Genomic DNA, 24,740 nt, shown 5'->3' with positions numbered 1-24,740 from the left:
TCAGGATGGCAGGGACAAGACTGGCAGTGACTACGGTGGATGAGACCTATGGTTGGGATTCCCCTTCCGGTGAAACTAACGAAATTGTCAAATCCGGCAGGGCCGGCGTTCTCAAGGATGAAACCATGGCCATCGGGGTGGAAGGCAACAAGGCCAGTGAGATGAGTGGCGACACCAGGAGCTACTGGTTTCAGGACGGCAGTGCCGACAATAAGGTTTTGTTGTTTCAGTCAAAGTATACACGAACAGGCGCGACGACGACTACGGGGACACCAGCCATTGAAATCCGCGACGCTAAAACCTGGACGGTCACGCATACTGTCAATCAGCCAACAGACTGGCCGAGCGTCAAGAATGTCTATGCTGTGGCCGGAGTCGGGAATTATCTCTATCCGCTCGACTTCGACAATGCCAAAATCCCGAAAATACCCATGACCGGCAGCACCCCCTATGTGGAGGCTGGGGCCTACACGTTTAGTAATCCGTCTTATCCGGCGGATAAGAGCTACGGGGTGGCGTTGAGCGCCGACCTTGCTGCCAACAAGCTCTATGGTCTGTTTATTACGGTCGATGATTTGTGGGCTGCCGCCCCGGTCTACAAGGAAAGTACGGTAGTAGAGATCGATCTGGCGACTTTTACTGAAGTCAGACGGACCAAACGGGTGTCAACCGTCGATCATAACCTTAACCTGGGCCGCAATGCCTTTACGCTGGAGCGGCACGGCGACAAGCTGTATGTCTGCAGCATCGGCGGCAAGCAGGGAGGGGGCACGCCCAAGCCGGACTCCAAGCTGGACGTTATTAATCTTGCCGATACCACTGATCCTACCGGCCTGGCGTTTACGACGGCATTTAAGGCAGCTGACCTGGTTCCGATTCTCGATGAAGGGACGGAATTGCGGGACATTACCTTCACTAACGATGGCAACGCTTATGTATTGGTCGGATACTTTGATGCCAATTATAAAATTCTTACCGGCTATGTGCTCCAGTTCCCGGCCGATAATGTAGTTCCTGATTATCTGACAGGCATTTATTTCTTCCCGACGACTTTCCCTAACCAGGGTTCAGTTTTTGCCGTTCTGGCCAACGACAACAATCGCATCTGGCTGGCCCGGGGCATGTATGTCGACCTGTGTGCCCAGGATGTGAATAATTTTGAAGCCCTTTCTCTCATCCAGACCAAAGCCTCTTATGAGATCAACGGCCCGGCCGATACCTATTATCTTAATTCAGTCAGCCTGTACGGGGAAGACCCAGCGGCTACGCCACTTACATTGCAGGCCAAGCGCGGCTATCAGGCCCCGGCCTTTGCCTCGAATTCGGTACGGGCCCTGTTCGAGCGGCAGCGGCTGGTCCGGGAGGAAGAGGAGAAACATCAGTCTATCCGGACCCGGATAGCTGCCAACCGGAAACAACAAGCAAAGTGAACCTGGTTTTTGGCCGAATTACATAGCGGGGTAATATAAAGTTCCGGATTGCGGATAAAAGTGGCAGCTCCTTCAATATAGCAACCTTAATTCCTTTGTTTTATAATGATATTGGGAAAAGCAGCAAGAATATAAACTAATCGAGGAGTATTATGACTAAACTCATAGTGGTAATTTCACTTATTTCTTTCAGTGTTGTTATAGCAGGCTGTCTAAAGCAAGCGGCCAATGAATCACCACCCAAGTCGGTAAGCGATACGCAAAACATAGCCGCTACTCCGCCCCAAGCTGGCAAAACAATAGCAACACAACAAAATGGCGCCATTACTTCGGCCGGGACAACAATAAAGCAGGAGATCTTTTATGGCCAGTGGGTGATTAAGGGAGTACTGGCCTATGGTCCGGTAGGAACGTATAGTCAGGATGACATAAAAACTATAGCGGGGAGAAAGCTAAGCTTTTCCCGAGAACAAGCAAGCTGTTTTGGTGACCAGTTAAAATATGTAGACGATATAGCGATCAACCCTGTATATAAGAAAACGGTTGTTTCTGCAAGTGATTTTGTAACCGCCTATCGTCTTACACTTGCTGCACTTGGTGTCACGAGCGATGCTATTAGCCAAATCCAGGCGTCAGATGCACACGGCAATGGCTGTATTTTCTTTATTAAAGATAATGACACTTTAATTCTGGCCGGGGGCGGGGTATTTTTTGAGCTTGTCAGAGTAAGGTGATACAGGCTCCGTTTCAGTCTCCTGAAAGAATCTGCTCTAACTCGCCGGATATAGAACCGGCTGGATAACAGCGATGTCTCATTTATTTTGAGATATCGCTGTTATTGTTTTAGCATCAGGTATTCTTCAAACTGTCTGCTGGTAATCGAAATACTGTTTGTGTACATATACATATGACAAAATCATTTTTTGTCTCTCTATTGAGTATATTTAAGCAAAAAAACAAAGGATTTAAAGTAGAAATGGAGAAAATTACTAAATGAGCTTTGACGAAGATTATTAAGCTTACGGCGGTACTCCCAACAGGAGCTTATTGCCGTAAGCAAGATGGGGGGCGGAGATCTTGCAACTCTTGTGAAAATCGGACAGAATCCATGGGTAAAAGTTACTAGGTGAGGAGGATACATATGAAAAAAGTGGATTATATGAGCCATGACCTGAATGTGCCGGAATTAACGTTCCGGGGGATGCTGCTGGGCGTACTGATTACGGTCATATTTACAGCATCCAATGTTTATTTAGGCTTAAAGGTAGGGCTCACATTTTCGTCGTCTATTCCGGCAGCGGTTATATCGATGGCGATTTTGAAGATGTTTAGAGATTCCAATATCCTGGAAAACAATATGGTGCAGACGCAGGCCTCGGCGGCCGGTACTCTTTCGGCAGTTATCTTTATTATTCCCGGCTTGTTAATGATGGGGTATTGGCAGGGCTTTGCTTTTTGGCAGACCTTGATGGTTTGTGCTTGCGGCGGCAGCCTTGGCGTGCTGTTCACTATTCCCTTGCGGCGGGCGATGATTGTCAATAGTGACCTGCCTTATCCGGAGGGCCTGGCCGCAGCCGAAATCCTGAAAGTAGGCAGTGGCAATACGGCCGGCGCGAAAGAAAATGGCGTAAAAGATATTATGGCCGGTGGTATTATTTCCGCTATTGTCAGTTTGTGTACAACTGGGTTTCAAATTATTTCCTCGGAAATTCACTATTGGTTCACCTTCGGCAGTATTACTTCGCAGCTGCCGCTCGGCTTTTCGTCCGCTTTACTGGGCGCCGGCTATCTGATCGGTATTGCCAGTGGTATTGCTATATTAGTAGGTACTATTTTGTCATGGGGTGTATTTGTGCCCTATCTTACCTCTGTATTGTCTCCGGCGGCAGGGCAGAGCGCCAGTGCGTTTGCATCGGCGGTATGGGCACAAAAGGTGCGGCTGATCGGCGCCGGTACGATTGGTATTGCCGCAATCTGGACGCTGATTATGCTGGTAAAACCAATCATAGAGGGGATGCGGATTTCGATACAGGCCATGCGCAAGTCTGAAACAGGAAAAACCCTGCACCGCATGGACACCGATTTGTCCCCCAAAACAACCGCGATGGTCTTTGGCGTTATTGTTATCGGTTTAGTGGGCACATTCTATTCCTTTATTGCGGACGCGAACCTGTCGGCCGGCACGACCTGGGTTTTTGTTGCCGCCGGTGTTGCCATCTCCATCGGTATGGGCTTCTTTGTCGCTGCTGCCTGTGGTTATATGGCCGGCTTAATCGGCACCTCGGCCAGCCCCATTTCCGGGATCGGCATTTTGGGAATTATTATATCCTCGCTTGTCGTACTGGGAATCGGCACCACTGTCAGTCTGTTTGATACGGCGATGGGAATTAAGTTCGCCATTGCCTTGGCTATTTTCATGACAAGTGTTATTGTCAGCATTGCCGCTATCTCGAATGATAATTTGCAGGACCTAAAGACCGGCTATCTCGTCGGCGCTACGCCCTGGAAGCAGCAGGCAGCCTTATTGCTGGGCTGTATTGTCGGCGCTTTTGCTATTGCCCCTGTATTGAACTTATTGTATGAAGCCTATGGTTTTGTCGGGGCTATGCCCCGGGCGGGGATGGACGAAAGTCAGGTTTTGTCCGCGCCGCAGGCCACGTTGATGACTACGATCGCCCAGGGGATTTTCAGTCATAATCTGGATTGGAATTATATCCTCTTCGGCGTAGGCGTCGGGATTGCCATCATTATCGTGGATTTGCTATTGAAAAGAAACTCGGCCCAATACAGCCTGCCGCCATTGGCTGTAGGCATGGGGATCTATTTGCCGCCTACCCTGGAAATACCGCTTGTCTTAGGTGCCGTCATGAGCTATTTTGTGTACCGGTACCTGCATAAGCGGGCGATACAGCGGAGTCCGGAAAACATTGAAGCAGATGTGGAAGGCTGCAACCGCCACGGTGTCCTGTTTGCGTCCGGGCTGATTGTCGGTGAAAGTGTAATGGGGGTTATTATCGCCATTATCATCGTCTTCTCCGTAACAAGCGGCGGCAGCGATTCGCCGCTGGCACTGGTCGGCAAGGACTTTGGCCCCACCGCGGATTTGCTCGGCTTGCTCGTGTTTATTGCGATGATTGCTATATTTATTTCCCGCATTGTCGGTGTGAAAGCGCCAACAAAGCAAGGCTGATTTTGGCCGTTTAACCTTTCTCAATACAGAACAAAGATAGCGTGAACTCCTGCTGATGCCGGGGTTCACGCTATTGTTATTTGATATCTTCCAAGGGGCGGGATTGACAGGCGAATAATTGACATTTTGGCTGGCGGGAAATGTGCCGGCAGATAATCAGCTGCGACATGCCGCCAAGCCTAAATAAAATCAGCCAAAATGTAATATAATTGAGCCAGGAGCAGAAAATCAACATTGCGAGGTGCCCTAATGGAATATATCAAGCTAGCCACAATCGAGGACGAGTTTGAAGCCCAAATCCTGGCGTCGATTTTAACGGAGCGTCAGATTAAACATTATCTCAAATCTTTTCATGACAGTGCCTATGACGGTCTTTTTCAAAGAAATTATGGTTGGGGCCTGCTGTTTGCCACCAAGGAGAATGAACAAGAAATCCTGGAAATCATAGCCGATATCAGAAAATCAGTATAGCAGGCCGGGCGAGTCCGACGAGACCGCCGGGCTTTACGTAATATAAGCCAAGTGGTAGAATTAACAGGGATAACAGCGCGGCTGGGCCGCAGGCCGGGCCGGTTCGCAGGGATAAGGGAGGCCGTTCACATTGACGCCACTAAAAAAGGTGGCCATTTTGCTTATGCTTATGGGCAGGGAAAAAGGCCAACGCATCATTGCCGCGATGGATAACGATGAAATTAAAGCGGTTGTTGCTGAAATCCGCAGCCTGACAGTGCTTTCCCAGGCCGACAAGGCGAGCGTCAGGGCTGAGTTTGCCGAGCTGGGCTATCACGATCAGCTGAATCCGGCCGCGGTGCTGACGCTGTTGCGGTTTTTGTTTAATGGCAGTAAAATTAGTCATATGGGCTGATGGGGGCGGGGACGGGAACCCGGTCCCCCCCACGGTAAGGGCCGCCAACAGCCAGCAATGACAGGGTGCAAGCCGGCACTGACATATTTAATCTCCAGGGTAATAGCCCGGGAATATATGTGTTTTCGACTTGTTTTGGCAAAAGTAGGTTGACATTTCGACAAAAATATTGCTATAATCTACCTAATTAAACATTCTGTGGTTGATCAGAAAGCTGAAGACCTAACACGCGCCATTACCATGGCAGTTTAGGTTTGCAGCTTTTTTGTTTGTCTTAACCGCTTTACAATGCAGAGACCGATAGCCCCAGGAAGTGTAGGAGTGAATGATGTGGCGTTAGAAACAGGGAAAGAAAAAAGAATCTCCCGGAGCATGCCGCTGGCCGGACTGGTTAACATCGCTAATAACAGTATTGTTCCTTTAACCTTGATTTTCTGCTGGTGGTATTTAAGCAGCAGCGCAATCTTTCCGCCGATTTTAATGCCGCCGCTAACCAAGATATGGACTGCCTTTACCAAGAATCTAACAAACGGGCTGCTGGCAAAAGACTTAATTTCCTCCTTATCCATTGTTTTGCAGGGCTACATTGGCGGCAGTCTGTTAGGCTTGACAGCCGGGATTTTAATGGGGATTTTTCCCCGGGTCAAGCGCCTGTTTGATCCGGTGCTTAACGGGCTGCGGCAAATTCCGCCCTTAGCCTGGATCCCGCTGTTGATATTATGGTTTGGTATTGGCGATGCTTCCAAAGTAATTTTAATTATTACCGGTTCCTTCTTCCCGGTTTTATTAAATACGGTGAACGGGATTACCGGTGTGCCCCAAGGGTTACTGGAATTTGCCAAGCTGTATAAAATCAAGAAAAGAGATATTCTCCTGCGCATTTATCTGCCCGGGGCCTTATCGTCCATCTTCGTGGGGCTGCGGCTCGGAGCCAGCACGGCCTGGATGTCCATTGTGGCGGCGGAAATGATTGCCGCTACCGCCGGCGTAGGCTACAGAATTAATGACGCCCGCAACCTAATGCAGTCTGATGTGGTAATTGTATATATGATTTTAATTGGTTGTATCGGCGGCATCATGGATTTCGTTATTAAAGCAATAGCCAGGTATGTGCTCAAATGGCAAAGAGCATAGGGGAGGGGCGGGCCATGGGATTTGACTTACAGATTACGGCTTTGAGCAAAAGCTTTTGGGTTGGGTCTGAGTCGATACAAGTGCTGGATAATATTAGTCTCGATATTAAAGCGGGGGAATTCGTCAGCATCGTTGGCCACAGCGGCTGCGGTAAAAGCACATTGCTGAAAATTATTGCCGGCCTTGTTGAATATTCGGCCGGAACGGTGCTGTGCGGCGGGCAGGACCTGCGCAAGTCGGCCGTACAGAGAGGCATGATTTTTCAGGACCACAGGCTGCTGCCGTGGCTGACGGTGGAGGAAAACATTGGCTTTGGCCTCTACGGCCTGGCTGAACAGGAAAAGCAGGGCAGAGTACGCGAACATATTGAGCTTGTTGGTTTAAACGGGTTCGAAAAGGCGTACCCCCATCAGCTATCCGGCGGTATGGCCCAGCGGACGGCGATTGCCCGCGCGTTTGTGCACAAACCGGATATTTTGCTTTTGGATGAACCATTTGGCGCGTTAGATGCATTGACAAGGATTCAAATGCAAGACGAGGTACTAAAGATTTGGGAAAAACAAAAAACGACGATGCTGCTTGTTACCCATGATATTGATGAAGCAATCTATTTAGGTGATCGTGTTGTCATTAATACCAACCGGCCGGCCTCGATCAAAAAAATATTTCCGGTTGATCTGGAGCGGCCCCGGGAAAGAATAGGCCATTACTTTAGCTTACTTAAGGCCCAGATCATGCAAGAGTTTTTCGACTCGAAAAAACGTGATCCTGAGTATTATCTTTAACAAAAAAATGGAGGGAATTGTATGAGATTGAAAACGTTGTTGGCTGCCTTACTGGTATTAGGGGTATTTGTTGCCGGCTGTGGCGGTAAATCAAGTCCAACGGGCGCCGGCGAAACGGCAAAAGTCGTGAGAATTGGCTATGTCGATAGTGGTAAATCCTTTCCCAATGATGCCCTGGCGATTGCAATCGAAAAAGGGTTTCTGAAAACAGAGCTGGATAAAGCCGGCTATCGGCTGGAGGCCATACCCTTTACCGGTGCCGGTCCGGCCATTAATGAGGCGATCGCCGGCAGCAGTATTGATATGGCATCGTCAGGTGACGTACCTGTTACCATTGCCAAAAGCAACGGCGTTGATACCGTTTTAGTCGCCGCCGAAGTGGGCTTTAATGATGCCGCCCTGGTGGTGCCCAAGGATACCGGCATAACGTCCATTCAGGCTTTAAAAGGGAAAAAGGTCGCCACCCTCAAGGGTTCGTATATGCATAAAACGCTGGCCGATATGCTTGCTGCCAATCATTTGACAATCAATGATATTCAATTTGTCAATATGACCTCCCAGGATGCGGCGGCGGCGATCATCAGCAAAACGGTTGACGCCGCAGTGCTTTCCGCGGTGCAGGAAGCACAAATCGTTAAATCCGGGCATGGTGTTATTTTGCTGTCGGGCGCTGACAACGCCGCGTGGAAAGGCAGTCACGGCATTATCGCCCGCAGTGCCTACGCACAGGCCAATAAGGAAGCCGTTACGGCAGTGGTCAGTGCCTTGATTCAAGCCGGCGAGTATGCAAAAGCCAATAGTCAGGAAGCCATTACTATTCTTGAGAAATCAGGTTACCCGCCAGAGGCCCTGGCCCTGTTATTCCCTGATCAAAAAATTGATTTCAACGTGGTTGCCGGCGATGCGGCCAAAAAAGCCTTTGCCGGTGTTGCTAACTTCTTATTTGCCAACGAATTAATCAGGGAGAAGCCTGATCTGGATAAATGGATTGACAGCAGCTATTACCAGGAGGCCAGCAAAGCCATCAAGAAATAAGCAGAAAGAATGTGAGAATATGCCGCCAATTGTTGATGCGGGTAAATGTATAAAATGCGGGACGTGTGCCGGGATTTGCGGGCTTGATGTCTATGGCCCGGCCCAAAAGAATGCGGTGCCTAGCCCCCTCTATAAAGAGGACTGCTGGCATTGCAACGCCTGTGTCCTGGATTGCCCGGCCCAGGCGATCAGGCTGAAATTGCCGTTGCCGATGTCGTTATTATATAGAGAAGCCGTTGGTGCTGGGGGCCGGAATCATGATTAAGGTAAAGCAGGAAGTAGTGGACAGTGACGTCCTGGTAGTGGGCGGCGGTATCGCCGGTTTAATGGCGGCGATTGCCGCGGCTGACAGTGGCGCAGCAGTTGTTCTTGCCGATAAAGGCGATACAAGAAGAAGCGGCTCAGGGGCCACAGGCAATGACCATTTTACCTGTTATATCCCCGAGTATCATCAATGCACAGTGGAAGAATACCTGGTCGAGCACAACATGTCGCTGGTGGGCGGTAATGCCGATCCTAAAATCCAGGCCATATTTGCCGCAAGATCGTTTGAGGTGGTAAAGGACTGGCATGCATGGGGCATTGATATGCAGCCGCACGGCGAGTGGGAATTCAATGGCCATGCCTATCCGGGACGCAGAAGGATATTTTTGAAATATAATGGGTACAACCAGAAACAGGTACTTACTGACGAAGCCCGCAAACGGGGCGTACGCATTGAAAACAAAACCCCAATTATTGAGTTCTTAACTGACAGCTCTCCTAAAATCATCGGTGCCGTTGGCTTGGATATTGCGGCGGCCGAACCGGCATTAGTACTGTTCCGCACCAAAACGATCATTGCCGCTACCGGCAATACCAGCAGGTTGTATCCATCAATCACGCCTACTAAATTATTTAATACCGCCCATTGCCCGGCTAACGCCGGCGGGGGGCGGGCCGCCGCCTACAGGGCCGGCGCCCGGTTGATCAATCTTGAGATTCCTAATACCCATGCCGGCCCTAAGTATTTCGAACGGTGCGGCAAAGCCACGTGGATCGGGATCCTGAATGACCCGGAGGGAAAACCGGTAGGCCCATTTGTTACCAAGCCCACCCGGGAGCTAGGCGATATTACGGCCGACGTCTGGCATTCTGTATTTACCGACAAAATGCAAAATGGCACCGGGCCTGTGTACATGGACTGTTCAGAGACCTCGCCCGCGGATCTGGAATATATGCGCTGGGGCTTGGAGTGCGAAGGCGATACCTCGCTGTTGGATGCCATGGAAGACGCGGGCATCGACCTTACCAGGCATAAGGTCGAATTTACAAGATATGAGCCGATCCTGATTGGCCGGGGCATCGAGATTGACGAACAGGCTGCCACCAATGTTGCCGGCTTGTATGCGGCCGGGGATGAAGTCGGAAATTTTCGGGCCGATATTTCCGGGGCGGCGGTTATGGGGCGAATCGCCGGGGAAAACGCTGCCCGCTATGCGCAGGCCGGTACATTGACAAAGGATAATTTGGTGGATCACCGTACTGTTGTTGAAAAAACAGCCTTTTGCAATGCGTTGTTAGCACAGGCGGCGGGCGAGCCCTGGCAGGACCTGAACGCGGCCATTCAGCAAATTATGAACGACTATGCCGGCGTGACCTTTGTCCGCTCGGAAAATCTTCTTACCACCGCCTTGCTTTACTTAGAGCAGTTAGAGCAAAAAGCGAAAACCGCCATTGGCGTAAAAACAGCCCATGAGCTGATGCGCGCCTTAGAATGTTTTGATCTTCTGCAAATTGGCCGTTTGATCTGCATCACGGCCAGAGAAAGAAAGGAAACAAGGGGCTTGCACAAGCGTTCGGACTATACGTTCACCAATCCGTTATTAAACGGCAAGTTTCTGACGATTGCGCAGGCAGCAGGCGAAACGCAGTTGCAGTGGCGTGAGCAGATTAAATAAAGTGCATTATTCAATCCGGGCCGGGGCAAAAATTTGCCTCAACTTGCACGGGCGTCCGGCTACTACGCTGACTTTACGTAACATCCAGCAGTAAGGGCAAAGGCAGGAGACCAGTGGTTGCAACCACTGGTCTCCTGCCTTGTTTTTATTGCCGGCGGCGTATCAGTAAGCCATTTTGCTTATAATTTGCTGCAAGGCACGGATCGCCTGCTGGAGCCGCAGCACATCCTGCTCCTCTAAACGCTCAATTTTCTTTGTTAGCAGCTGTAGTGTTTTTTCTTTGACGTTCTCGCACATGCTCAGGCCGGCCGGGGTTATGCCTATGCGGATAATTCGCCTGTCGATGGTATCGTATTCCCGCCGGACAAAGCCTTCCGCCACCAGCTTATCAATAATCGGCGTCATCTGCTGCTTGGACATCAGCAGTGCCTGGGAGAGTTCTGTCATTGTGGCTTTTTTCTCTCGCAGAATTGCCAGGACATGAACCTGGGCCGAAGTGAGAATTGTTTTAAATTGTTGTTTAATCGGCCGCACAAACTCCTTATCCAGGAACGGAATTAACTGAAACAGCATTTCAGCGGTTTTTACGCGATCCAAAGCAAGCACTCCTTAGTTTTTATTGACAGTCTGTCATAAATACTTTAATACATATGTATGGTAAATAAAAGCTTACTATACATATGTATTAAATATAATTGAATGTTAATAGTATATTAATATTTATATTATATCATGAGTACTGGTACAAGCCAAGCTCGTAAGCCCCGCTGGCACTTACAAGCAGAATAAATTTTCAGGAGGTTTTAGTATGAAGAGATGCCTGCGCCAGTTCCTGACCATGATCCCTGTGGCCCTGCTGATGACCTTGGCCCAGCCGGTGCCGGCCGCGGCGGTGGAGTTATCGGTAGCAGACAGTATCGCTCTGGCCTTACAGAATAACCATGATCTCAAATATGCCCAATCAGCCAGGGAAAAGGCCTACTGGGCCATGCAAGCAGCCCGGAGCAATAAAGGGCCTTCCCTCGATTTTACCCACACCGACCAGCGCTACAACACGCCGCCGGCGGCGACCGGAACCTCTACATATGAATATACGTCAGATTTTGCGAACCAGCTTACGCTCACCTTGCCGCTGTATTCGGGCGGGAAGCTGGAGAAGCAGATAAAACAGGCGGCGGAGGAGCTTACGGTGGCGGACCTGGAGGTGGAGGCAGCCAAGCAACAGCTGAAGCTGACTGTGGTGTCGAATTACCTGGCCGTGCTGGAATACCGCAATGAAGTGCGGGTGAATCAGGAGACGGTCGGGAACTATGAAGAACACCTGCAGCTGGTTCAGAATAAATACGACCTGGGGCTGGTGGCGAAGACCGATGTGCTGTCAAGCCAGGTGGATCTGGCCAGTGCTCAGGATAATCTGGTAAAAGCCCAAAATAATTATACCAATGCCGTAGCTGCCCTGAACAATGCGATCGGGCTGCCCCACGCGGCCGAGGTTACGCTAAAGGATGAGTTTGCTTACGAAAAATATTCTAAAACGCTGGCGGAATGCCTGCAGTATGCTCTCGTGCACCGGCCCGAACTGGCGCAATATGAGGCCCAAATCGCCAGTGCCAATTATGCCGTGGATATCGCCAAAAGCGACCGGCGGCCGACGGTTGACCTGACGGCCGAGCAGGGCTGGTATGACAGCCATTTCATCGGCGCGAAAAATAGCAACTGGTTAGTGAAATTAACCACATCGCTCAATCTGTTTGATACCGGTTTAACCAGTGCCAACATTAAGCAAGCCCGGCACAGCGTGGCTATGGTGCTGGATAAGGCCGAGCAGCAGCGGGATACGATCCTGCTGAATGTACGCGAGTATTATCTGAGCATGCAGGAAGCCGAGAAGCGGATTGATTCCAATAAGGTATCTGTCAATTATGCCGCCGAGAGTCTAATGATCCAGAAAGCCCGCTATGAGGCCGGGGTTGGCACCAACCTGGATTTGCGCGATGCCGTGCTGTCGCTGGACTCGGCGCAAAAGGATTACATCCAGGCCTTGTACGATTACAATCTGAACAAAGTCAAGCTGGAGCAGGCTATGGGCCTGCCGGTGCAGTAAACGGGAGAGGGGAGGAAGACCAGTGCGTATCAGGGGTTCAAAGAAACTGTACCTTGGCTTGCTGGCGGCCGCTGTGCTGCTTAGCCTAGCCGTGGCGCGCAGCGGCATATTTTCCGGACCGCAGGTGAGCACAGCCGCGCCGGCGGTCGTGGTAAAGGCGATGCAGGTGGTAACGCGCGATACCCCTGTCAGCCGGGAGTTTGTGGGCCAGGTTAAAGCCAAGAGTGAAGTAAAAATCATGTCCAAGGTAGCCGGGAATGTTGTGGCGAAGATGGTGAACGGCGGCGATACGGTCTATAAGGGCCAGCCTTTGTTCCGGATCGATAATAAACAGTACCTCTCAGCCATTCATTCCGCCCGGGCCGCGTTGCTGAAATCGCAGGCGACCCTTAATAACACGCAAAAAGACGTGGTGCGCTATCAGAAGCTGGCCGCGGTAAAAGGAGTTGCCCAGCAAACGGTTGATGCCTATGTGGCCCAGGCGGAAGAAGAGGCGGCCACGGTGGAGGTCAGCCGGGCCGCCTTGCAGCAGGCCATCCAGGATGAGCAGGATACGTTGATTGTTTCGCCGGTTGACGGCCGTATTGATGTGAATGATGTCAGCCTCGGGTATTATGTGGCCGCCGGGTCGACAACCATGGCTACGGTTTCCTCCATCAACCCGGTTTGGGTGCAGTTCAGCATGAGCGAAACCGAATACCTGGGCTATCTCCGCCGCGGCAATGGTTCCCTGCCGGCCAGCTTTAAGGAGCATCTGCAGCTGGTATTAAGCGACGGCACCGAGTATCCGCTCATTGGCCGGGTGGAGCAAATCGACCGGGGGATTGACAGTACGACCGGTACGATTACGCTCAAAGCCAGCTTTGACAATCCGCAAAACTACTTGCTGCCAGGGATGTTCGCCCGGGTGGTCGCGCAGGAAGATATGCGGCAGGGGGCATTGCTGATTCCGCAAAAAGCGGTCAAGGAAGTGCTGGATAATGCCTTTGTCATTGTCGTAACCGACGCTAACAAGGCCGAAAGCCGGCAAGTGAAGCTGGGCGACCGGATCGGCGATCTGTGGCTGGTGGAGGAAGGCCTTAGCGGCACCGACCGGGTTGTGGTCGAGGGGATCGACAAGGTAAAACAGGGCGATGTGCTGCAGGTCACAATGATACAGCCGGATGCACAGGCTCCGGCCCGGCAATAGGGGGCGTTGATATATGGCTGAATTCTTTATTAAGCGCCCGATTTTCGCCATTGTGTTGTCGATCATTATTACCTTACTGGGCACTACGGCCGCCTTTACCCTGCCGGTAGCGCAGTACCCGCAGATTTCGCCGCCGACCATCTCCGTCAGCACCTCCTACCAGGGGGCGAATGCCGATGTTGTCGATCAAACCGTGGCCCAGGTCATTGAGGAACAGATCAATGGGGTTGAGGATATGGTGTATATGTCTTCCACCAGTACCGACTCCGGCTCCTATTCGCTGAGCATTCAGTTTGAGACCGAAAAAAACTCGGATACGGCCGCGGTGCAAGCCCAGAACCGGGTGGCCCAAGCCACCGCCTCTTTGCCCGGTGCGGTGCAGACCGCCGGGGTTACGACCCGTAAAGCCTCGCAGGATATGTCGCTGATTTTTACACTCTGGTCGCCGTCAGATAGTTATGACGCCAATTTCTTAAAAAACTATGGCACTATTTATCTGATAGACGATATCAAACGGGTCAAGGGGGTCGGCGAAGTATCGGCCTTTGGCTCGGATTACAGTATGCGGATATGGCTGCAGCCGGAAAAAATGGCCCAGCTGGGGATTTCAGCCGGCGAAGTGACGGCCGCGATCGAAGCGCAAAATGTCCAGGCCGCAGCCGGGGCTTTTGGGAAAATGCCGACGCCGTCGGCGCAGCAGTTCCAGTATACGGCCAAGGTCAAAGGCCGCCTCACGGACGAGAAAGAGTTTGAGAATATTATCGTTCGTTCCCAGTCAGACGCTTCCTTCGTCCGGCTTAAGGATATTGCCCGGGTGGAACTGGGCAGCAAGGAATATAATTTTGACAACTTAATGAACGGTAAGGTGGCGGCCGGGTTTGCTGTTAAGCTGACCAGTGACGCCAATGCCCTGGAGACCATCGGGAAGGTGAAAACGGTGCTGGCTCAGGCCGCGAAGAATTTTCCCGGCGATATAGAATACAAGATTGTTGTTGATAATACCGAGTTTGTGCGCGAATCCATGCAGGAGGTGGTTAAGACCTTTGCCGAAGCCCTGCTGCTGGTTTTGATCGTGGTGTTTGTTTTCCTGCAGAGCTGGCGGGCCACGCTGATTCCCCTGCTGGCCATTCCGGTATCCCTGCTGGGCACCTTTGCCGCCTTTAGCGCCCTGGGCTTTACCATTAACACGCTGACGCTGTTTGCGATGGTGCTGGCTATCGGGCTGGTTGTGGACGATGCGATTGTTGTCATTGAGGCGGTCGAGTATCATATGCGCTATTCCGGGCTGTCCCCGCTGGACGCCACCCGGCGGGCCATGAGCGAGGTATCGGGCCCGGTGGTCGCGATTGCGTTCGTATTGGCGTCGGTCTTTATTCCGGTGGCTTTTTTCGGCGGCACCACCGGGATTTTATACAAACAATTCGCCTTAACCATTGTGGTGTCAATGGCCTTGTCGGCCCTTGTCGCCTTGTCGCTGACGCCGGCCCTGTGCGTGCTGCTGCTCAAGCCCCATGCGCCCCAGGCCCACAGTGGGGCCTTGGCCGGCTTTTTCCGGGCGTTCAATCAGTGGTTTGAACGCGGTATTGCCCGGTATGGCCACGGGCTCGGCCGGCTGATTCCCCAAGCCCGCCTGTGCCTGGTGCTGCTGGCCGTCTTGCTCATCCTGACCGGCGGGCTGTATAAAATGGTGCCGTCTTCCTTTGTGCCGGATGAGGATCAGGGCTTCTATATAACGGCCGTCACCTTGCCGGAAGCGTCCAGCCTGAACCGGACGATTGAGGTGATGCGGCAGTTTACCGAGCAGGTAAGTGCCCAGCCGGGGGTTCTTAACATCATGTCGTTATCAGGCATGGATATACTGGGGGGCGGCACCAAGACCAATGCCGGGGCGATGTTTATTTCCCTTGTTCCCTGGGACGAGCGGCCAACACCTGAATTACAGGTACAAGCCGAAATAAGCCGGACCCTGCTGAGCGGCGCCCAGTTTCCGGAAGGCTCGGTCGTTGCCTTTGCGCCCTCCGGTTTGCCGGGGCTGGGAATGGTCGGCGGCTTTACGTTGATGCTGGAGGACCGGAGCGGCGGTTCCTTAGCCGAGCTTGACAGCATGGCCCAGGCATTCGTGGCGGCGGCCAAAGAACGGCCGGAGATCGGTTCGATTACCTCTACTTTTAAAGCCAATACGCCCAGCTATGAATTTGAGGTCAACCGGGAAAAGGCGGAACAGCTGGGGGTGGCGGTGGATGATGTGTTTACGGCCCTGCAGGTATTCCTGGGCGGCGCCCAGGTCAATGATTTTAATAAATTTGGCCGGGCCTACAAGGTTACCGTTCAGGCCGAACCGTCATTCCGCAGTGATGTGGAGGCGACGCGCTATCTTTATGTAAAAAGCTCCAACGATACGATGGTGCCGCTCAATACCCTCCTGAAGCCGAAAAAACTGAATGCGCCAACAGTCATTACCCGGTTTAATGGGGTAAAGGCGGTTCAAATCAGCGGCACTCAGGCGGCAGGGTACAGCTCCGGCCAGGCCATGGCGGCCCTGGAAGCGGTGGCGGAGCAAACCTTAACCAACGGCTATACCTATGAATGGTCCGGGCAAAGCCGGGAGGAAAAGCTCTCCGGTTCCCGCGCCCTGGTTGTGTTTGGGATGGCTATCGTTTTTGTCTTTTTATGTCTGGCCGCTCTGTATGAGAGCTGGAGCGTCCCCTTTGCCGTGCTGCTTTCGGTGCCAACCGGGGTCTTTGGGGCCTTCCTGTTTCAGTATGCGGGCAATTTGGAAAATAGTGTATATATGCAGATTGGCTTGATTATGCTGATCGGGCTGGCGGCGAAAAATGCGATCCTGATTGTTGAGTTTGCCAAAGTCCGGGTCGACAAAGGCATGAACCCGGTTACGGCGGCGATTGAGGCGGCCCAAACCCGCCTGCGGCCGATTCTGATGACCTCACTGGCCTTTATTATCGGCTGCATCCCGTTAGCCGTGGCGACAGGGGCCGGGGCCGGCGCCAGGAATTCTATGGGCACCGCCGTCGTGGGCGGGATGTTTACCGCGACCGTGCTGGGCATATTCTTAATCCCGGTGCTGTTTGTTGTGGTCGAAAAGGTCACCGCCAAGTACGGGCGCAAGAGTGCTGATTCTTCCGGGGTGAAGGGATAATTCGCTGGTGCGTTGCCGGTGCTGGCTGCGCTCTGACGCTGGGCGTTTTCGTTGGCGCGAAAAAGGGATGCTTGCCTGGAGTGCAGAATATATCCTTAGCTAAGGTAAGGAGAGAAGGAAGGTGATTTCTGTATGCCGGTAGCTCCCACTCCGCCCACGAGACCCTCGCCGCCTGTAGTCCCGGCTGTTACGCCGGCCAATGCCAATGCCGCCGGCAATCCGCCGCCTGCTCCGGCTCCTGCTAACCCCAACCAGCTCCCGGGGAAAACGGCAAGCCCGGCGGCGGCCGGTGCTGCCAGGGAGCTGGAAGGACTGGGCAAGGCCTGGCAGGGCAATGGGGCCCCGCCCACCGCCGAGGCCAGGACCGAGCCGGCAGTAAGGGGCACCGAAACCAACAGCCTGACAACTCCCGCCCGCCCCCTGGCCGCAGAGGCCGGCGTTGCCGCCCGGACGACCGTCCCTGCGCCACCGCCGGTGCCCGAGGCCAGGCCGGCCGGGTTCAGCTACTTCCCCTTTGTGGTCATTATCGCCGTCACCGCTGCCGTCTTCTGGGGCTTGCGGTTATGCAAGCATAAAAAAGCAGAACAGCGTACGGTTATCGATTATTCCCAGCGCACCACCGCCGTAATGGACCAGGATGGCCTGGATATCGTGGTGTCGCCGCCGACAACAGCGCCCAAAGTCAAACAAAACTTTGAGTTCCGGGTTTAAGACGATAGGAGGCCCGGAAAACACAGCAAAGGAGGCTCGCCATGGCGAGGATTATTGCCCTCGGTGACTCAATTACCTATGGCTTTCCCTATACGCCGGCCTCGTCCTGGGCCGGGCTTGCCGGGGCCGAGCTGGGCCTTGCCATTGTGAATAAAGGCCTCAACGGGGACAGCACGGCCGGGATGCTGGCGCGGTTTACGCGGGATGTGATCGCCCTTGCGCCGTCCCATGTCATTATCCTGGGCGGCACGAATGACGCCTGTGCCCGGGTGGCGGCCGAAACGGTGGCGGCCCAGGTCCGGCAAATGGCGGAGCTAGCGCTGCAGCAGCAGATAACACCCCTTATCGGGCTGCCGGTTCCCTGCAATTATCCTCCGGATGAAGCGTATCTGGACCTGTACCGCCGGGATATGCGGGACTATGCGGCGGACGGCGGGCTGGCCGTGATTGATTTTTACGCGGCTTTCCAGGCCGTTGCCGACCGGCGCGCGCTGTATGCCGACGGGCTGCACCCCAATGCGGCCGGCTACCGGGTGATGGCGGCCGCGGCCGTGCCGGTTATAAAAAGCATACTAATGTGAGGCCGAACTACAAGACCAGGTTGCATCCTCTCTTTTTAAGCTAAAATAAAAGGTGGCCCCTTCATTGACTTTTCCGGTCATCCAGGCTGTGCCCTGATGCCGTTTGAGGATTTTCTGGCAGATGGCTAAGCCTACGCCGGAACCTTCAAATTCATTATTGGCATGCAGCCGCTGGAAGATGTTAAACAGCCGGGCTGCATATTTCATGTCAAAACCCACGCCATTGTCCTGGACAGCAACAATATGTTCCGTGTCAGTCTGGGCAGCTGTAACCTTAATCGTGGCTTTGGCCTGGTGACGCGTATATTTTAAGGCATTAGCCAGTATGTTTTGTACAAGCAGTTTAAGCATGAGAACATCGCCCTGGAGGGTGGGGAGCGGAGCCAGGGTAAATTCAATATCCCGCCTGGGTTCCAGGGCCACCAGTTCAGTATAGGTTTCGGCAAACAACCGGTTCAGGTTAATCGCCGTCAGGTTCATCTTTTTTTCCGACATCCGGGATATATCCAGCAGATGATCAATGATTTGGACGACTTCCTGCGATTTTTCCCGGATATTGCCGATTAGCTCCCGCCCTTCGGCATCCAGGTTAGCTGCATAATCAGCAGCAAGATATTCGGTAAGTTTATTTATGGATAGTAAAGGTGCTTTAAGATCATGGGCGACAGAGTAGCAGAAACTATCCAGTTCCTTATTGGCCTGCTGCAGGGATTCAGCCTGCTTTTTTAGTTTGATGTGGGTGGCGACGCGGGCGAGCAGCTCCGAAGTATTAAAGGGTTTGGCCACATAGTCCTGGGCGCCCAGCGTAAAGCCTTTGCTGATACTTGCTTCATCAGTAAGGGAGGTCAAAAATATGATGGGCAGTGAGCTGAATTTAGGGTCGCTTTTGATCAGCTGACAGATCTCAAAGCCATCCATTTCCGGCATATAGATATCAAGGAGGATTAAGTCCGGGATATGCTGTTCCAGCAATTTCAAAGCGGTACTGCCTTTGGTAGCCACGCGGACATTAAAATTATTGGCGCGGAGGACAACTACCGCAGTTTCAATGTGTTCCGGGGTGTCATCAATGATCAGTATGGTTGGCTGATGGGCAGGCTGATTACATTCCATTTCCAGTCATCCTCCGTAAAAGTCGTATGTTACTATTTATTTTAAAGTAGTGGTAACATAATCTCAAGATACGCTGTTGATAAAAAAAGATCAGGCGGTGATGCCTGCCGGTCAGGCAAAAAAATATTTGTCAACGGCATTTATTTGCATTACAATAAAAGAAAAAAGTAAGTATGGCATAGTGGCCGTTTGAGCAATCAAACTTGCGACTATGCCTTTTTGCTATTTTCGGTGGTGGAAGGTGAATTGATGCCGGCAAAATTTATTATCAGGCAGTCCACGCTTAGTGTCCTGCTGCTGGTGATTTTTCTGTTTATCGCCCTGCTGCTTGGCGGCAGTGTTATCTATATGAATATTAGTATTCAAGATGAGCAGACTGCAGAAAAAAGGCGAACCGAATTTAAGCAGTTAGGCATTAACCTGGCGGCCGCTTCCGACTATTTAACCGATGAGGCCCGCAAGTATGCTGTTACGACAGACGCTATTCATATGTATAAATACTGGGAGGAAATTAATCAGACCAAAACCAGGGATTATGTTATCGACCGGTTGGGAGAGCTGAATTCACCCAACGCCGAGATGGAATTGCTGGCCGAGGCCAAGAAAAATTCCGACGCGCTCGTAGAAACGGAAAAAGAGTCGATGCGGCTGGTGCTGGAAGCACAAGGGGTGGCTGAAAGCGAGATGCCGCCGGCGGTTGCCCGCTTTCAACTTAATGGGGCGGATAAAAAATTAAGTGCCGCTGAAAAACTGGCTAAGGCCCGGGATATCATGTTTGACAATAAATATGACTTGGACAAGCAGGGTATCATGCAGCCCATTGCTCAGTTTCAGGATATTATGAATGCCCGGCTGGAAGCCGAATTATCGGCGGCCCGTGACCGAACCGAGAAGGCTGCGTTATTGCAGGTCGTCCTGGCCGTCATTATTATCGGTGCTGTTGCTACGCTGTTAAGATTGTTTTTTACGCAGGTGAATCGCCCGATTCAGAATTATAATGAGGCATTAACAGGCTTTTCGCCTGAGGACGAACAGTTTCGGCTTGTTCCTGACGGCTCCCTGGAATTGCGCCTGCTGGCCGACACTTTTAATAATCTGTTTACGTCGATGAAAGCGGCCAAGGAAGAGGCCGAGCAGGCCAACAAGGCCAAGAGCGAATTTCTTGCTCATATGAGCCACGAAATCCGTACGCCGCTGCATACGGTTATCGGCTATAATTATTTGCTGGGCAGTACAACACTTACGCGCAAGCAGCAGGAATACAGCGGCAATATAAGCAAGGCCGCAACCGGGCTGCTGGCGATTATTAGCGAAATTCTTGATTTTTCCAAGATCGAGGCGCAGCGGATGACCCTGGAAGCAGTGGCGTTTGATCTTTATGATACGGTGGAAGAACTTTGCAGTATGGTCGAGGTGGAAGCCAGCCGGAAGGGCCTGGTTTTTAACCGTGAAATTCAGTCTGCTGTACCCAGGTATGTAAAGGGCGATATGGTAAAGCTTAAGCAAGTTATTCTGAATTTGCTTGCTAACAGCGTTAAATTTACTCAGCAGGGCAGTATTGGGATTTTTTTAGAACTTATTGAAAACAAGGGGGAGCATATTGTCCTTGGCGTCAGCGTAACCGATACCGGGATTGGGATCAGCCCGGAGCAGCAGCAGCGGCTGTTTAATGCTTTTACGCAAGGCGATGCCTCGACCTCCAGAAAATATGGCGGCACCGGGTTAGGGTTGGCTATTGCCCGGAACATGGTTGAGCTTATGTCCGGCAGCATTACGGTTCGCAGTGCTGTTGGCCACGGCTCGTGTTTTAGTTTTGCTGTGCCGCTGGCCGCGGCAGCTCAGCTTTCCTGCCACCGGACCGCTGCTGCCGGCAAGAAGATTATAATCGAAAAGCGCATTTTGCTGGTCGAAGATAATCTGATTAATCTGCAGATGACCAAGGAAATTCTGGAAACGTTTGGTTTCACTGTCGACGCCGCTGCGAGCGGGCGCATGGCGCTGGCCTGGCTGGGCCAGGCAACGTACGATGCTATTTTGCTGGATATACGGATGCCGGAAATGGATGGCTATGAAACAGCCCGCCGGATCATCGCCGCCACCGGGGAAAAGTGTCCGCCGCTGGTGGCTTTATCCGCCGATGCTGTCCAGGGCGTAGAGGAGCAGGCCAGACAGGCCGGCTTTAGCGGTTATCTGACCAAGCCCCTGGAGGTTGCCAGGCTGATCGAGGTTCTCCAAAAGCAGCTTGCTTTGCCGCCGGCGCCCGGGTCTGTGGCCGCAACCGCTGGCGAGCAGTCCAGCAACGCTGCGTGCCTGGACGCTGCCGGTGCGGTTGCGCGGCTAGGCGGCAAACAGTCCGCCTATAAACAGTTGCTGAAGCGTTTTTTAGGTCATGGCGGGGATGCCGGCACCATGGCAACCCATATTGCAACAGGCGACTTTGCCGGCGCTAAGCTGTTAGTGCATACCCTTAAAGGCACGGCTGCCAATATTGGCGCCACCAGGTTAACCCAGGTCTGCTGCCAGGTAGAACAGGCCTTAGCGCAGGAAAATGCCCCGGTGCTGCGGCTGGCAATGGAAAATCTGGCAATGGTCCTGGCGGAAACCTGTCTGTGTGCCATTGAATATGCGGCTGCGATTACTGAGCCGGCAGCCAATACCATGCCGGTTGGTCAGGGTGCCGACTTGGGCGATATTCTCGATAACATACTGCAGCTGTTGGAAGCCGGCGACGCCGAGGCCTGCAGCCTGTTTGCGCAAGCGCAGGCGATTCTGCAGACCGGGCTGGGCAGTGATGCCTATTGGCGAATTTACAAGACGATCCAGGCTTATGATTTTGATGAAGCGTATAACCAGCTAAAGGCCATTCGCGGCCACCAGTAAAAATTCAGTCCGCCCGGAGGAAGAAAACATGTATAAGGTTCTGCTCGTCGACGATGATAAAACAGCCCGCTATATTCTTAAGCGCTTCGGCAAATGGAAGGCCTATGGGTTTGCTATTGCCGGTGAGGCCGGCGATGGCAAAGAAGCGCTGAAAATGCTCGCTACTGAGAGCTTTGATCTGGTCATTACCGACATTAAGATGCCGGGCATGGATGGCATCGAGTTTTTGAACGAACTCAAATGGGCGCATATCGATATTTGCACGATTTTTCTCAGCACCCACAGCGACTTTAAGTATGCTAAACAAGCCATCCGGCTGGGGGTGTTTGACTATGTGACCAAACCGGTTGATGATGCTGTCCTGGGCGAGGTATTGGAACGGGTTAAACACTGTCTGCAAGACAAAGCAAGCAAGCGGAGAACAATACAGGCGGAGCAAAGGCTGATCGAAGAAAGCCTCGCCATCCATTATCCGGTACATAAGGAAAAAGAAATCATAACCTATATCCTGGCCGGCAATGCGGCCGCCCTGGTAGCGGCGGAGGCTGCCTTTGACGACTTGGCCGCAATGCTGGGGCGGGACAGCTTAAAAGTGGGGCAGCTGCTGGCGATCATTCTTGCCAATGTCAATGCGGAGCTGGTCAAACAGTTCCCGTGGCTGGCCAGCTTTGAAAGTACGCTGTATCAGGATCAGATAGGGCGAAATGACGCGCTGGCGAGCATTAAAGACAGTTTTCTTGCCTGTATTTCGTTCAGGATCAAGGTAATAAGGAAATATGAGCTCCATCACACCGACAGTGTTATCAGAAGAACCTGCCAGTATGTTATGGAGCATATTGAAGAGAATAACACCCTGGAGGTGGTTGCCCAGGAAGTGCAGCTGCATAAAGATTATTTAAGCAAAATGTTTAAGCAAAAAACAGGGCTTCATTTTATTAATTATGTGACCAAAGCCAAAATGGAGCATGCCAAACAGCTGCTCGGCACCGGCAAGTATAAAAATTATGAAATCAGTGAAAAGCTTGGTTATAGCAGTCCGGACTATTTTTGCCGGCTGTTTAAAAATTACACCGGATATACGCCGCTGGAATATAAAAAAGTTTTCTTTTCAGTTTTTTGAGGGAAAATAGCGGGATTTTACTGTTCTCCTTGGTGCGTAAACATTGTAAAATAGCATCAATAGAAAAGTAATCCAACCAGCACCGGCGCTGTGAGCAGACCGTATCCTTAAGGATATGTCCCTGCTTACAGCGCTTTTCTGTTTGGACTGTAGCGCTATGGTACTTTGTCAGCACCGTTGACGGCCGCGGCGGGGTTGCAGTAATGAACAAGGAATGAAAGGTGGAAAATCCATGACAAACAGTGTGTGGCAAAAGTTGAAGCAGCGTCTTGCTGCGGCCTTAGCGGTGACGCTAACGGCCAGCGTAGTACTTACCGGCTGCTCTTCCAGCCAGCCGGCCAACCAGGCGGCGTCCCCGGCCGGCGAGACAATTAAGGTAGGGATTCTGCATTCCCTCAGCGGGACAATGGCGATTAGCGAAGTATCGGTTAAGGATGCCGAACTGATGGCGATCGAAGAAATTAATGCCGCCGGCGGCTTATTAGGTAAAAAAATTGAACCGGTAATTGAAGACGGTGCATCTAACTGGACTACGTTCGCCGAAAAAGCGAAAAAACTGCTGCAGCAAGATAAGGTGGCGACGGTGTTTGGCTGCTGGACCTCGGCCAGCCGGAAGGCTGTACTGCCGGTATTCGAGGAGAATAAAGGGCTGCTGTGGTATCCGGTCCAATATGAGGGCATGGAGTCATCGCCGAATATCTTTTACACCGGGGCTGCTCCCAATCAGCAAATCGTCCCGGCGGTAGAATGGCTGCTGCAAAACAAAGGCAAAAAGATGTTCTTATTAGGTTCTGACTATGTATTTCCCCGCACCGCCAACAAAATCATCAAGGAACAGCTAAAAGCCATGGGCGGCGAATTAATTGCCGAGGAATACACGCCGCTGGGACATACGGATTACAGCACAATTATCAACAAAATAAAGGCTTCGAAGCCGGATGTTGTTTTCAATACGCTCAATGGCGACAGCAATGTGGCTTTCTTTAAACAGCTGAAAGATGCGGGCATTACGGCTAAAGACCTGACAACCTGTTCGGTAAGCGTGGCTGAAGAAGAAGTGCGCGGGATTGGGGCCGCCAATATGGCAGGCCATCTGGTGTCCTGGAACTATTATCAAACCACGGATACTCCGGAAAACAAGGAGTTTGTGAAAAATTACAAGGCCAAGTACGGGGCCGACCGAGTAACCGATGATCCGATCGAAGCCGCTTATATTGCCGTATATTTATGGGCCGAAGCGGTTAAAAAAGCAGGGACAACCGATATTGAACAGGTAAAAGCGGCAGCCAAAGGCATCGAGTTTAAAGCGCCGGAAGGACTTGTAAAAATCGAGGGTGAGAATCAGCATATCTGGAAACCGGTTAGAATCGGTGAAGTTACCGCCGATGGTCTGATTAAAGAAATCTGGAGTACGGGCCAGACCGTAAGACCTGATCCCTATCTCAAGACCTATGACTGGGCCAAAGGGCTAAGCAATTAGCATGTTATGAGTCAGGGCGATGCAGC

20 protein-coding genes are annotated in these 24,740 nt (G+C 52.0%); 18 read left to right on the top strand and 2 right to left on the bottom strand.

All coding sequences use genetic code 11. The annotated features are described in order from the left end of the window. Positions 1–5 precede the first annotated feature (5 nt). The 10 genes from ACZ481_RS18440 to ACZ481_RS18395 all read left to right on the top strand — a co-directional run bounded on the left by ACZ481_RS18440 (position 6) and on the right by ACZ481_RS18395 (position 10,379). Positions 6–1,430, top strand: a complete 1,425-nt coding sequence (locus ACZ481_RS18440) for a hypothetical protein (protein WP_464766798.1) — start codon at positions 6–8, stop codon at positions 1,428–1,430. A gap of 152 nt (positions 1,431–1,582) precedes the next feature. Next, a complete protein-coding gene (locus ACZ481_RS18435; RefSeq protein WP_464766797.1) occupies positions 1,583–2,164 on the top strand; it encodes a hypothetical protein in 582 nt (193 codons plus the stop codon). A gap of 407 nt (positions 2,165–2,571) precedes the next feature. Beyond that, positions 2,572–4,620: an OPT family oligopeptide transporter gene (locus tag ACZ481_RS18430; RefSeq protein ID WP_464766796.1), complete on the top strand. Its 2,049-nt coding sequence runs from the start codon at positions 2,572–2,574 to the stop codon at positions 4,618–4,620. Positions 4,621–4,869: 249 nt separating this feature from the next. Further along, positions 4,870–5,091, top strand: a complete 222-nt coding sequence (locus ACZ481_RS18425) for a hypothetical protein (protein ID WP_464766795.1) — start codon at positions 4,870–4,872, stop codon at positions 5,089–5,091. 130 nt (positions 5,092–5,221) lie between these two features. Further along, positions 5,222–5,485, top strand: coding sequence for a magnesium and cobalt transport protein CorA (locus tag ACZ481_RS18420; RefSeq protein ID WP_464766794.1), 264 nt, complete (start codon positions 5,222–5,224; stop codon positions 5,483–5,485). A 330-nt stretch (positions 5,486–5,815) separates the two neighbouring features. Then, positions 5,816–6,619 (top strand): ABC transporter permease, encoded by an 804-nt coding sequence (locus tag ACZ481_RS18415; RefSeq protein WP_464766793.1) that lies wholly within the window; start codon positions 5,816–5,818, stop codon positions 6,617–6,619. Positions 6,620–6,633: 14 nt separating this feature from the next. After that, positions 6,634–7,404 (top strand): ABC transporter ATP-binding protein, encoded by a 771-nt coding sequence (locus ACZ481_RS18410; RefSeq protein WP_464766792.1) that lies wholly within the window; start codon positions 6,634–6,636, stop codon positions 7,402–7,404. Positions 7,405–7,425: 21 nt separating this feature from the next. Further along, positions 7,426–8,439: an ABC transporter substrate-binding protein gene (locus ACZ481_RS18405; RefSeq protein WP_464766791.1), complete on the top strand. Its 1,014-nt coding sequence runs from the start codon at positions 7,426–7,428 to the stop codon at positions 8,437–8,439. A 19-nt stretch (positions 8,440–8,458) separates the two neighbouring features. After that, a complete protein-coding gene (locus ACZ481_RS18400) occupies positions 8,459–8,704 on the top strand; it encodes a 4Fe-4S dicluster domain-containing protein (RefSeq protein WP_464766790.1) in 246 nt (81 codons plus the stop codon). Beyond that, on the top strand, positions 8,697–10,379 hold the full coding sequence (locus tag ACZ481_RS18395) for an FAD-dependent oxidoreductase (protein WP_464766789.1): 1,683 nt from the start codon (positions 8,697–8,699) through the stop codon (positions 10,377–10,379). The genes ACZ481_RS18400 and ACZ481_RS18395 overlap by 8 nt, the downstream gene beginning before the upstream one ends. 162 nt (positions 10,380–10,541) lie before the next feature. Here ACZ481_RS18395 and ACZ481_RS18390 read toward each other — a convergent pair whose 3' ends face one another. Continuing rightward, positions 10,542–10,976, bottom strand: a complete 435-nt coding sequence (locus ACZ481_RS18390; protein WP_464766788.1) for a MarR family winged helix-turn-helix transcriptional regulator — start codon at positions 10,974–10,976, stop codon at positions 10,542–10,544. Positions 10,977–11,187: 211 nt separating this feature from the next. Here ACZ481_RS18390 and ACZ481_RS18385 point away from each other — a divergent pair, with 211 nt between their 5' ends. From ACZ481_RS18385 to ACZ481_RS18365, 5 genes are all read left to right on the top strand, one after another. Next, positions 11,188–12,483 carry a TolC family protein gene (locus tag ACZ481_RS18385; RefSeq protein WP_464766787.1) on the top strand — a complete coding sequence of 432 codons (1,296 nt, stop codon included), beginning with the start codon at positions 11,188–11,190 and terminating at the stop codon, positions 12,481–12,483. Between the two features lie 22 nt (positions 12,484–12,505). Continuing rightward, positions 12,506–13,672: an efflux RND transporter periplasmic adaptor subunit gene (locus ACZ481_RS18380; protein WP_464766786.1), complete on the top strand. Its 1,167-nt coding sequence runs from the start codon at positions 12,506–12,508 to the stop codon at positions 13,670–13,672. A 13-nt stretch (positions 13,673–13,685) separates the two neighbouring features. Continuing rightward, complete coding sequence (locus ACZ481_RS18375) at positions 13,686–16,829, top strand: efflux RND transporter permease subunit (RefSeq protein ID WP_464766785.1); 3,144 nt, start codon at positions 13,686–13,688, stop codon at positions 16,827–16,829. Positions 16,830–16,961: 132 nt separating this feature from the next. Next, complete coding sequence (locus ACZ481_RS18370; RefSeq protein WP_464766784.1) at positions 16,962–17,540, top strand: hypothetical protein; 579 nt, start codon at positions 16,962–16,964, stop codon at positions 17,538–17,540. A 41-nt stretch (positions 17,541–17,581) separates the two neighbouring features. After that, positions 17,582–18,121 carry a GDSL-type esterase/lipase family protein gene (locus tag ACZ481_RS18365; protein ID WP_464766783.1) on the top strand — a complete coding sequence of 180 codons (540 nt, stop codon included), beginning with the start codon at positions 17,582–17,584 and terminating at the stop codon, positions 18,119–18,121. Here ACZ481_RS18365 and ACZ481_RS18360 read toward each other — a convergent pair. Further along, positions 18,113–19,234: a response regulator gene (locus ACZ481_RS18360; protein ID WP_464766782.1), complete on the bottom strand. Its 1,122-nt coding sequence runs from the start codon at positions 19,232–19,234 to the stop codon at positions 18,113–18,115. The two genes, ACZ481_RS18365 and ACZ481_RS18360, sit on opposite strands and share 9 nt — an antisense overlap. A gap of 189 nt (positions 19,235–19,423) precedes the next feature. On the opposite strand from ACZ481_RS18360, the gene ACZ481_RS18355 reads away from it, so the two are divergent. The 3 genes from ACZ481_RS18355 (at position 19,424) to urtA (ending at position 24,714) form a co-directional block, all read left to right on the top strand. After that, positions 19,424–22,114: an ATP-binding protein gene (locus tag ACZ481_RS18355; RefSeq protein WP_464766781.1), complete on the top strand. Its 2,691-nt coding sequence runs from the start codon at positions 19,424–19,426 to the stop codon at positions 22,112–22,114. Positions 22,115–22,142: 28 nt separating this feature from the next. Continuing rightward, complete coding sequence (locus ACZ481_RS18350) at positions 22,143–23,234, top strand: response regulator transcription factor (protein WP_464766780.1); 1,092 nt, start codon at positions 22,143–22,145, stop codon at positions 23,232–23,234. A 232-nt stretch (positions 23,235–23,466) separates the two neighbouring features. Further along, positions 23,467–24,714 (top strand): urea ABC transporter substrate-binding protein, encoded by a 1,248-nt coding sequence (gene urtA / locus ACZ481_RS18345; RefSeq protein ID WP_464766779.1) that lies wholly within the window; start codon positions 23,467–23,469, stop codon positions 24,712–24,714. Positions 24,715–24,740: the final 26 nt, after the last annotated feature.

It is taken from the genome of Sporomusa intestinalis (assembly GCF_055383785.1).
Note: the sequence above shows the minus strand (reverse complement) of the source record. Positions and strands in the feature narration are given on the sequence as shown.

Excerpts from the sequence above, each read along its gene's own strand:
- ACZ481_RS18440 (WP_464766798.1), top strand. The coding sequence starts at position 6 with ATGGCAGGGACAAGACTGGCAGTGACTACGGTGGATGAGACCTATGGT.
- ACZ481_RS18410 (WP_464766792.1), top strand. The coding sequence starts at position 6,634 with ATGGGATTTGACTTACAGATTACGGCTTTGAGCAAAAGCTTTTGGGTT.
- ACZ481_RS18425 (WP_464766795.1), top strand. The coding sequence starts at position 4,870 with ATGGAATATATCAAGCTAGCCACAATCGAGGACGAGTTTGAAGCCCAA.
- ACZ481_RS18360 (WP_464766782.1), bottom strand. The coding sequence starts at position 19,234 with ATGGAATGTAATCAGCCTGCCCATCAGCCAACCATACTGATCATTGAT.
- ACZ481_RS18350 (WP_464766780.1), top strand. The coding sequence starts at position 22,143 with ATGTATAAGGTTCTGCTCGTCGACGATGATAAAACAGCCCGCTATATT.
- ACZ481_RS18430 (WP_464766796.1), top strand. The coding sequence starts at position 2,572 with ATGAAAAAAGTGGATTATATGAGCCATGACCTGAATGTGCCGGAATTA.
- ACZ481_RS18370 (WP_464766784.1), top strand. The coding sequence starts at position 16,962 with ATGCCGGTAGCTCCCACTCCGCCCACGAGACCCTCGCCGCCTGTAGTC.
- ACZ481_RS18365 (WP_464766783.1), top strand. The coding sequence starts at position 17,582 with ATGGCGAGGATTATTGCCCTCGGTGACTCAATTACCTATGGCTTTCCC.
- ACZ481_RS18400 (WP_464766790.1), top strand. The coding sequence starts at position 8,459 with ATGCCGCCAATTGTTGATGCGGGTAAATGTATAAAATGCGGGACGTGT.
- ACZ481_RS18435 (WP_464766797.1), top strand. The coding sequence starts at position 1,583 with ATGACTAAACTCATAGTGGTAATTTCACTTATTTCTTTCAGTGTTGTT.
- ACZ481_RS18375 (WP_464766785.1), top strand. The coding sequence starts at position 13,686 with ATGGCTGAATTCTTTATTAAGCGCCCGATTTTCGCCATTGTGTTGTCG.
- ACZ481_RS18385 (WP_464766787.1), top strand. The coding sequence starts at position 11,188 with ATGAAGAGATGCCTGCGCCAGTTCCTGACCATGATCCCTGTGGCCCTG.
- ACZ481_RS18405 (WP_464766791.1), top strand. The coding sequence starts at position 7,426 with ATGAGATTGAAAACGTTGTTGGCTGCCTTACTGGTATTAGGGGTATTT.
- urtA (WP_464766779.1), top strand. The coding sequence starts at position 23,467 with ATGACAAACAGTGTGTGGCAAAAGTTGAAGCAGCGTCTTGCTGCGGCC.
- ACZ481_RS18395 (WP_464766789.1), top strand. The coding sequence starts at position 8,697 with ATGATTAAGGTAAAGCAGGAAGTAGTGGACAGTGACGTCCTGGTAGTG.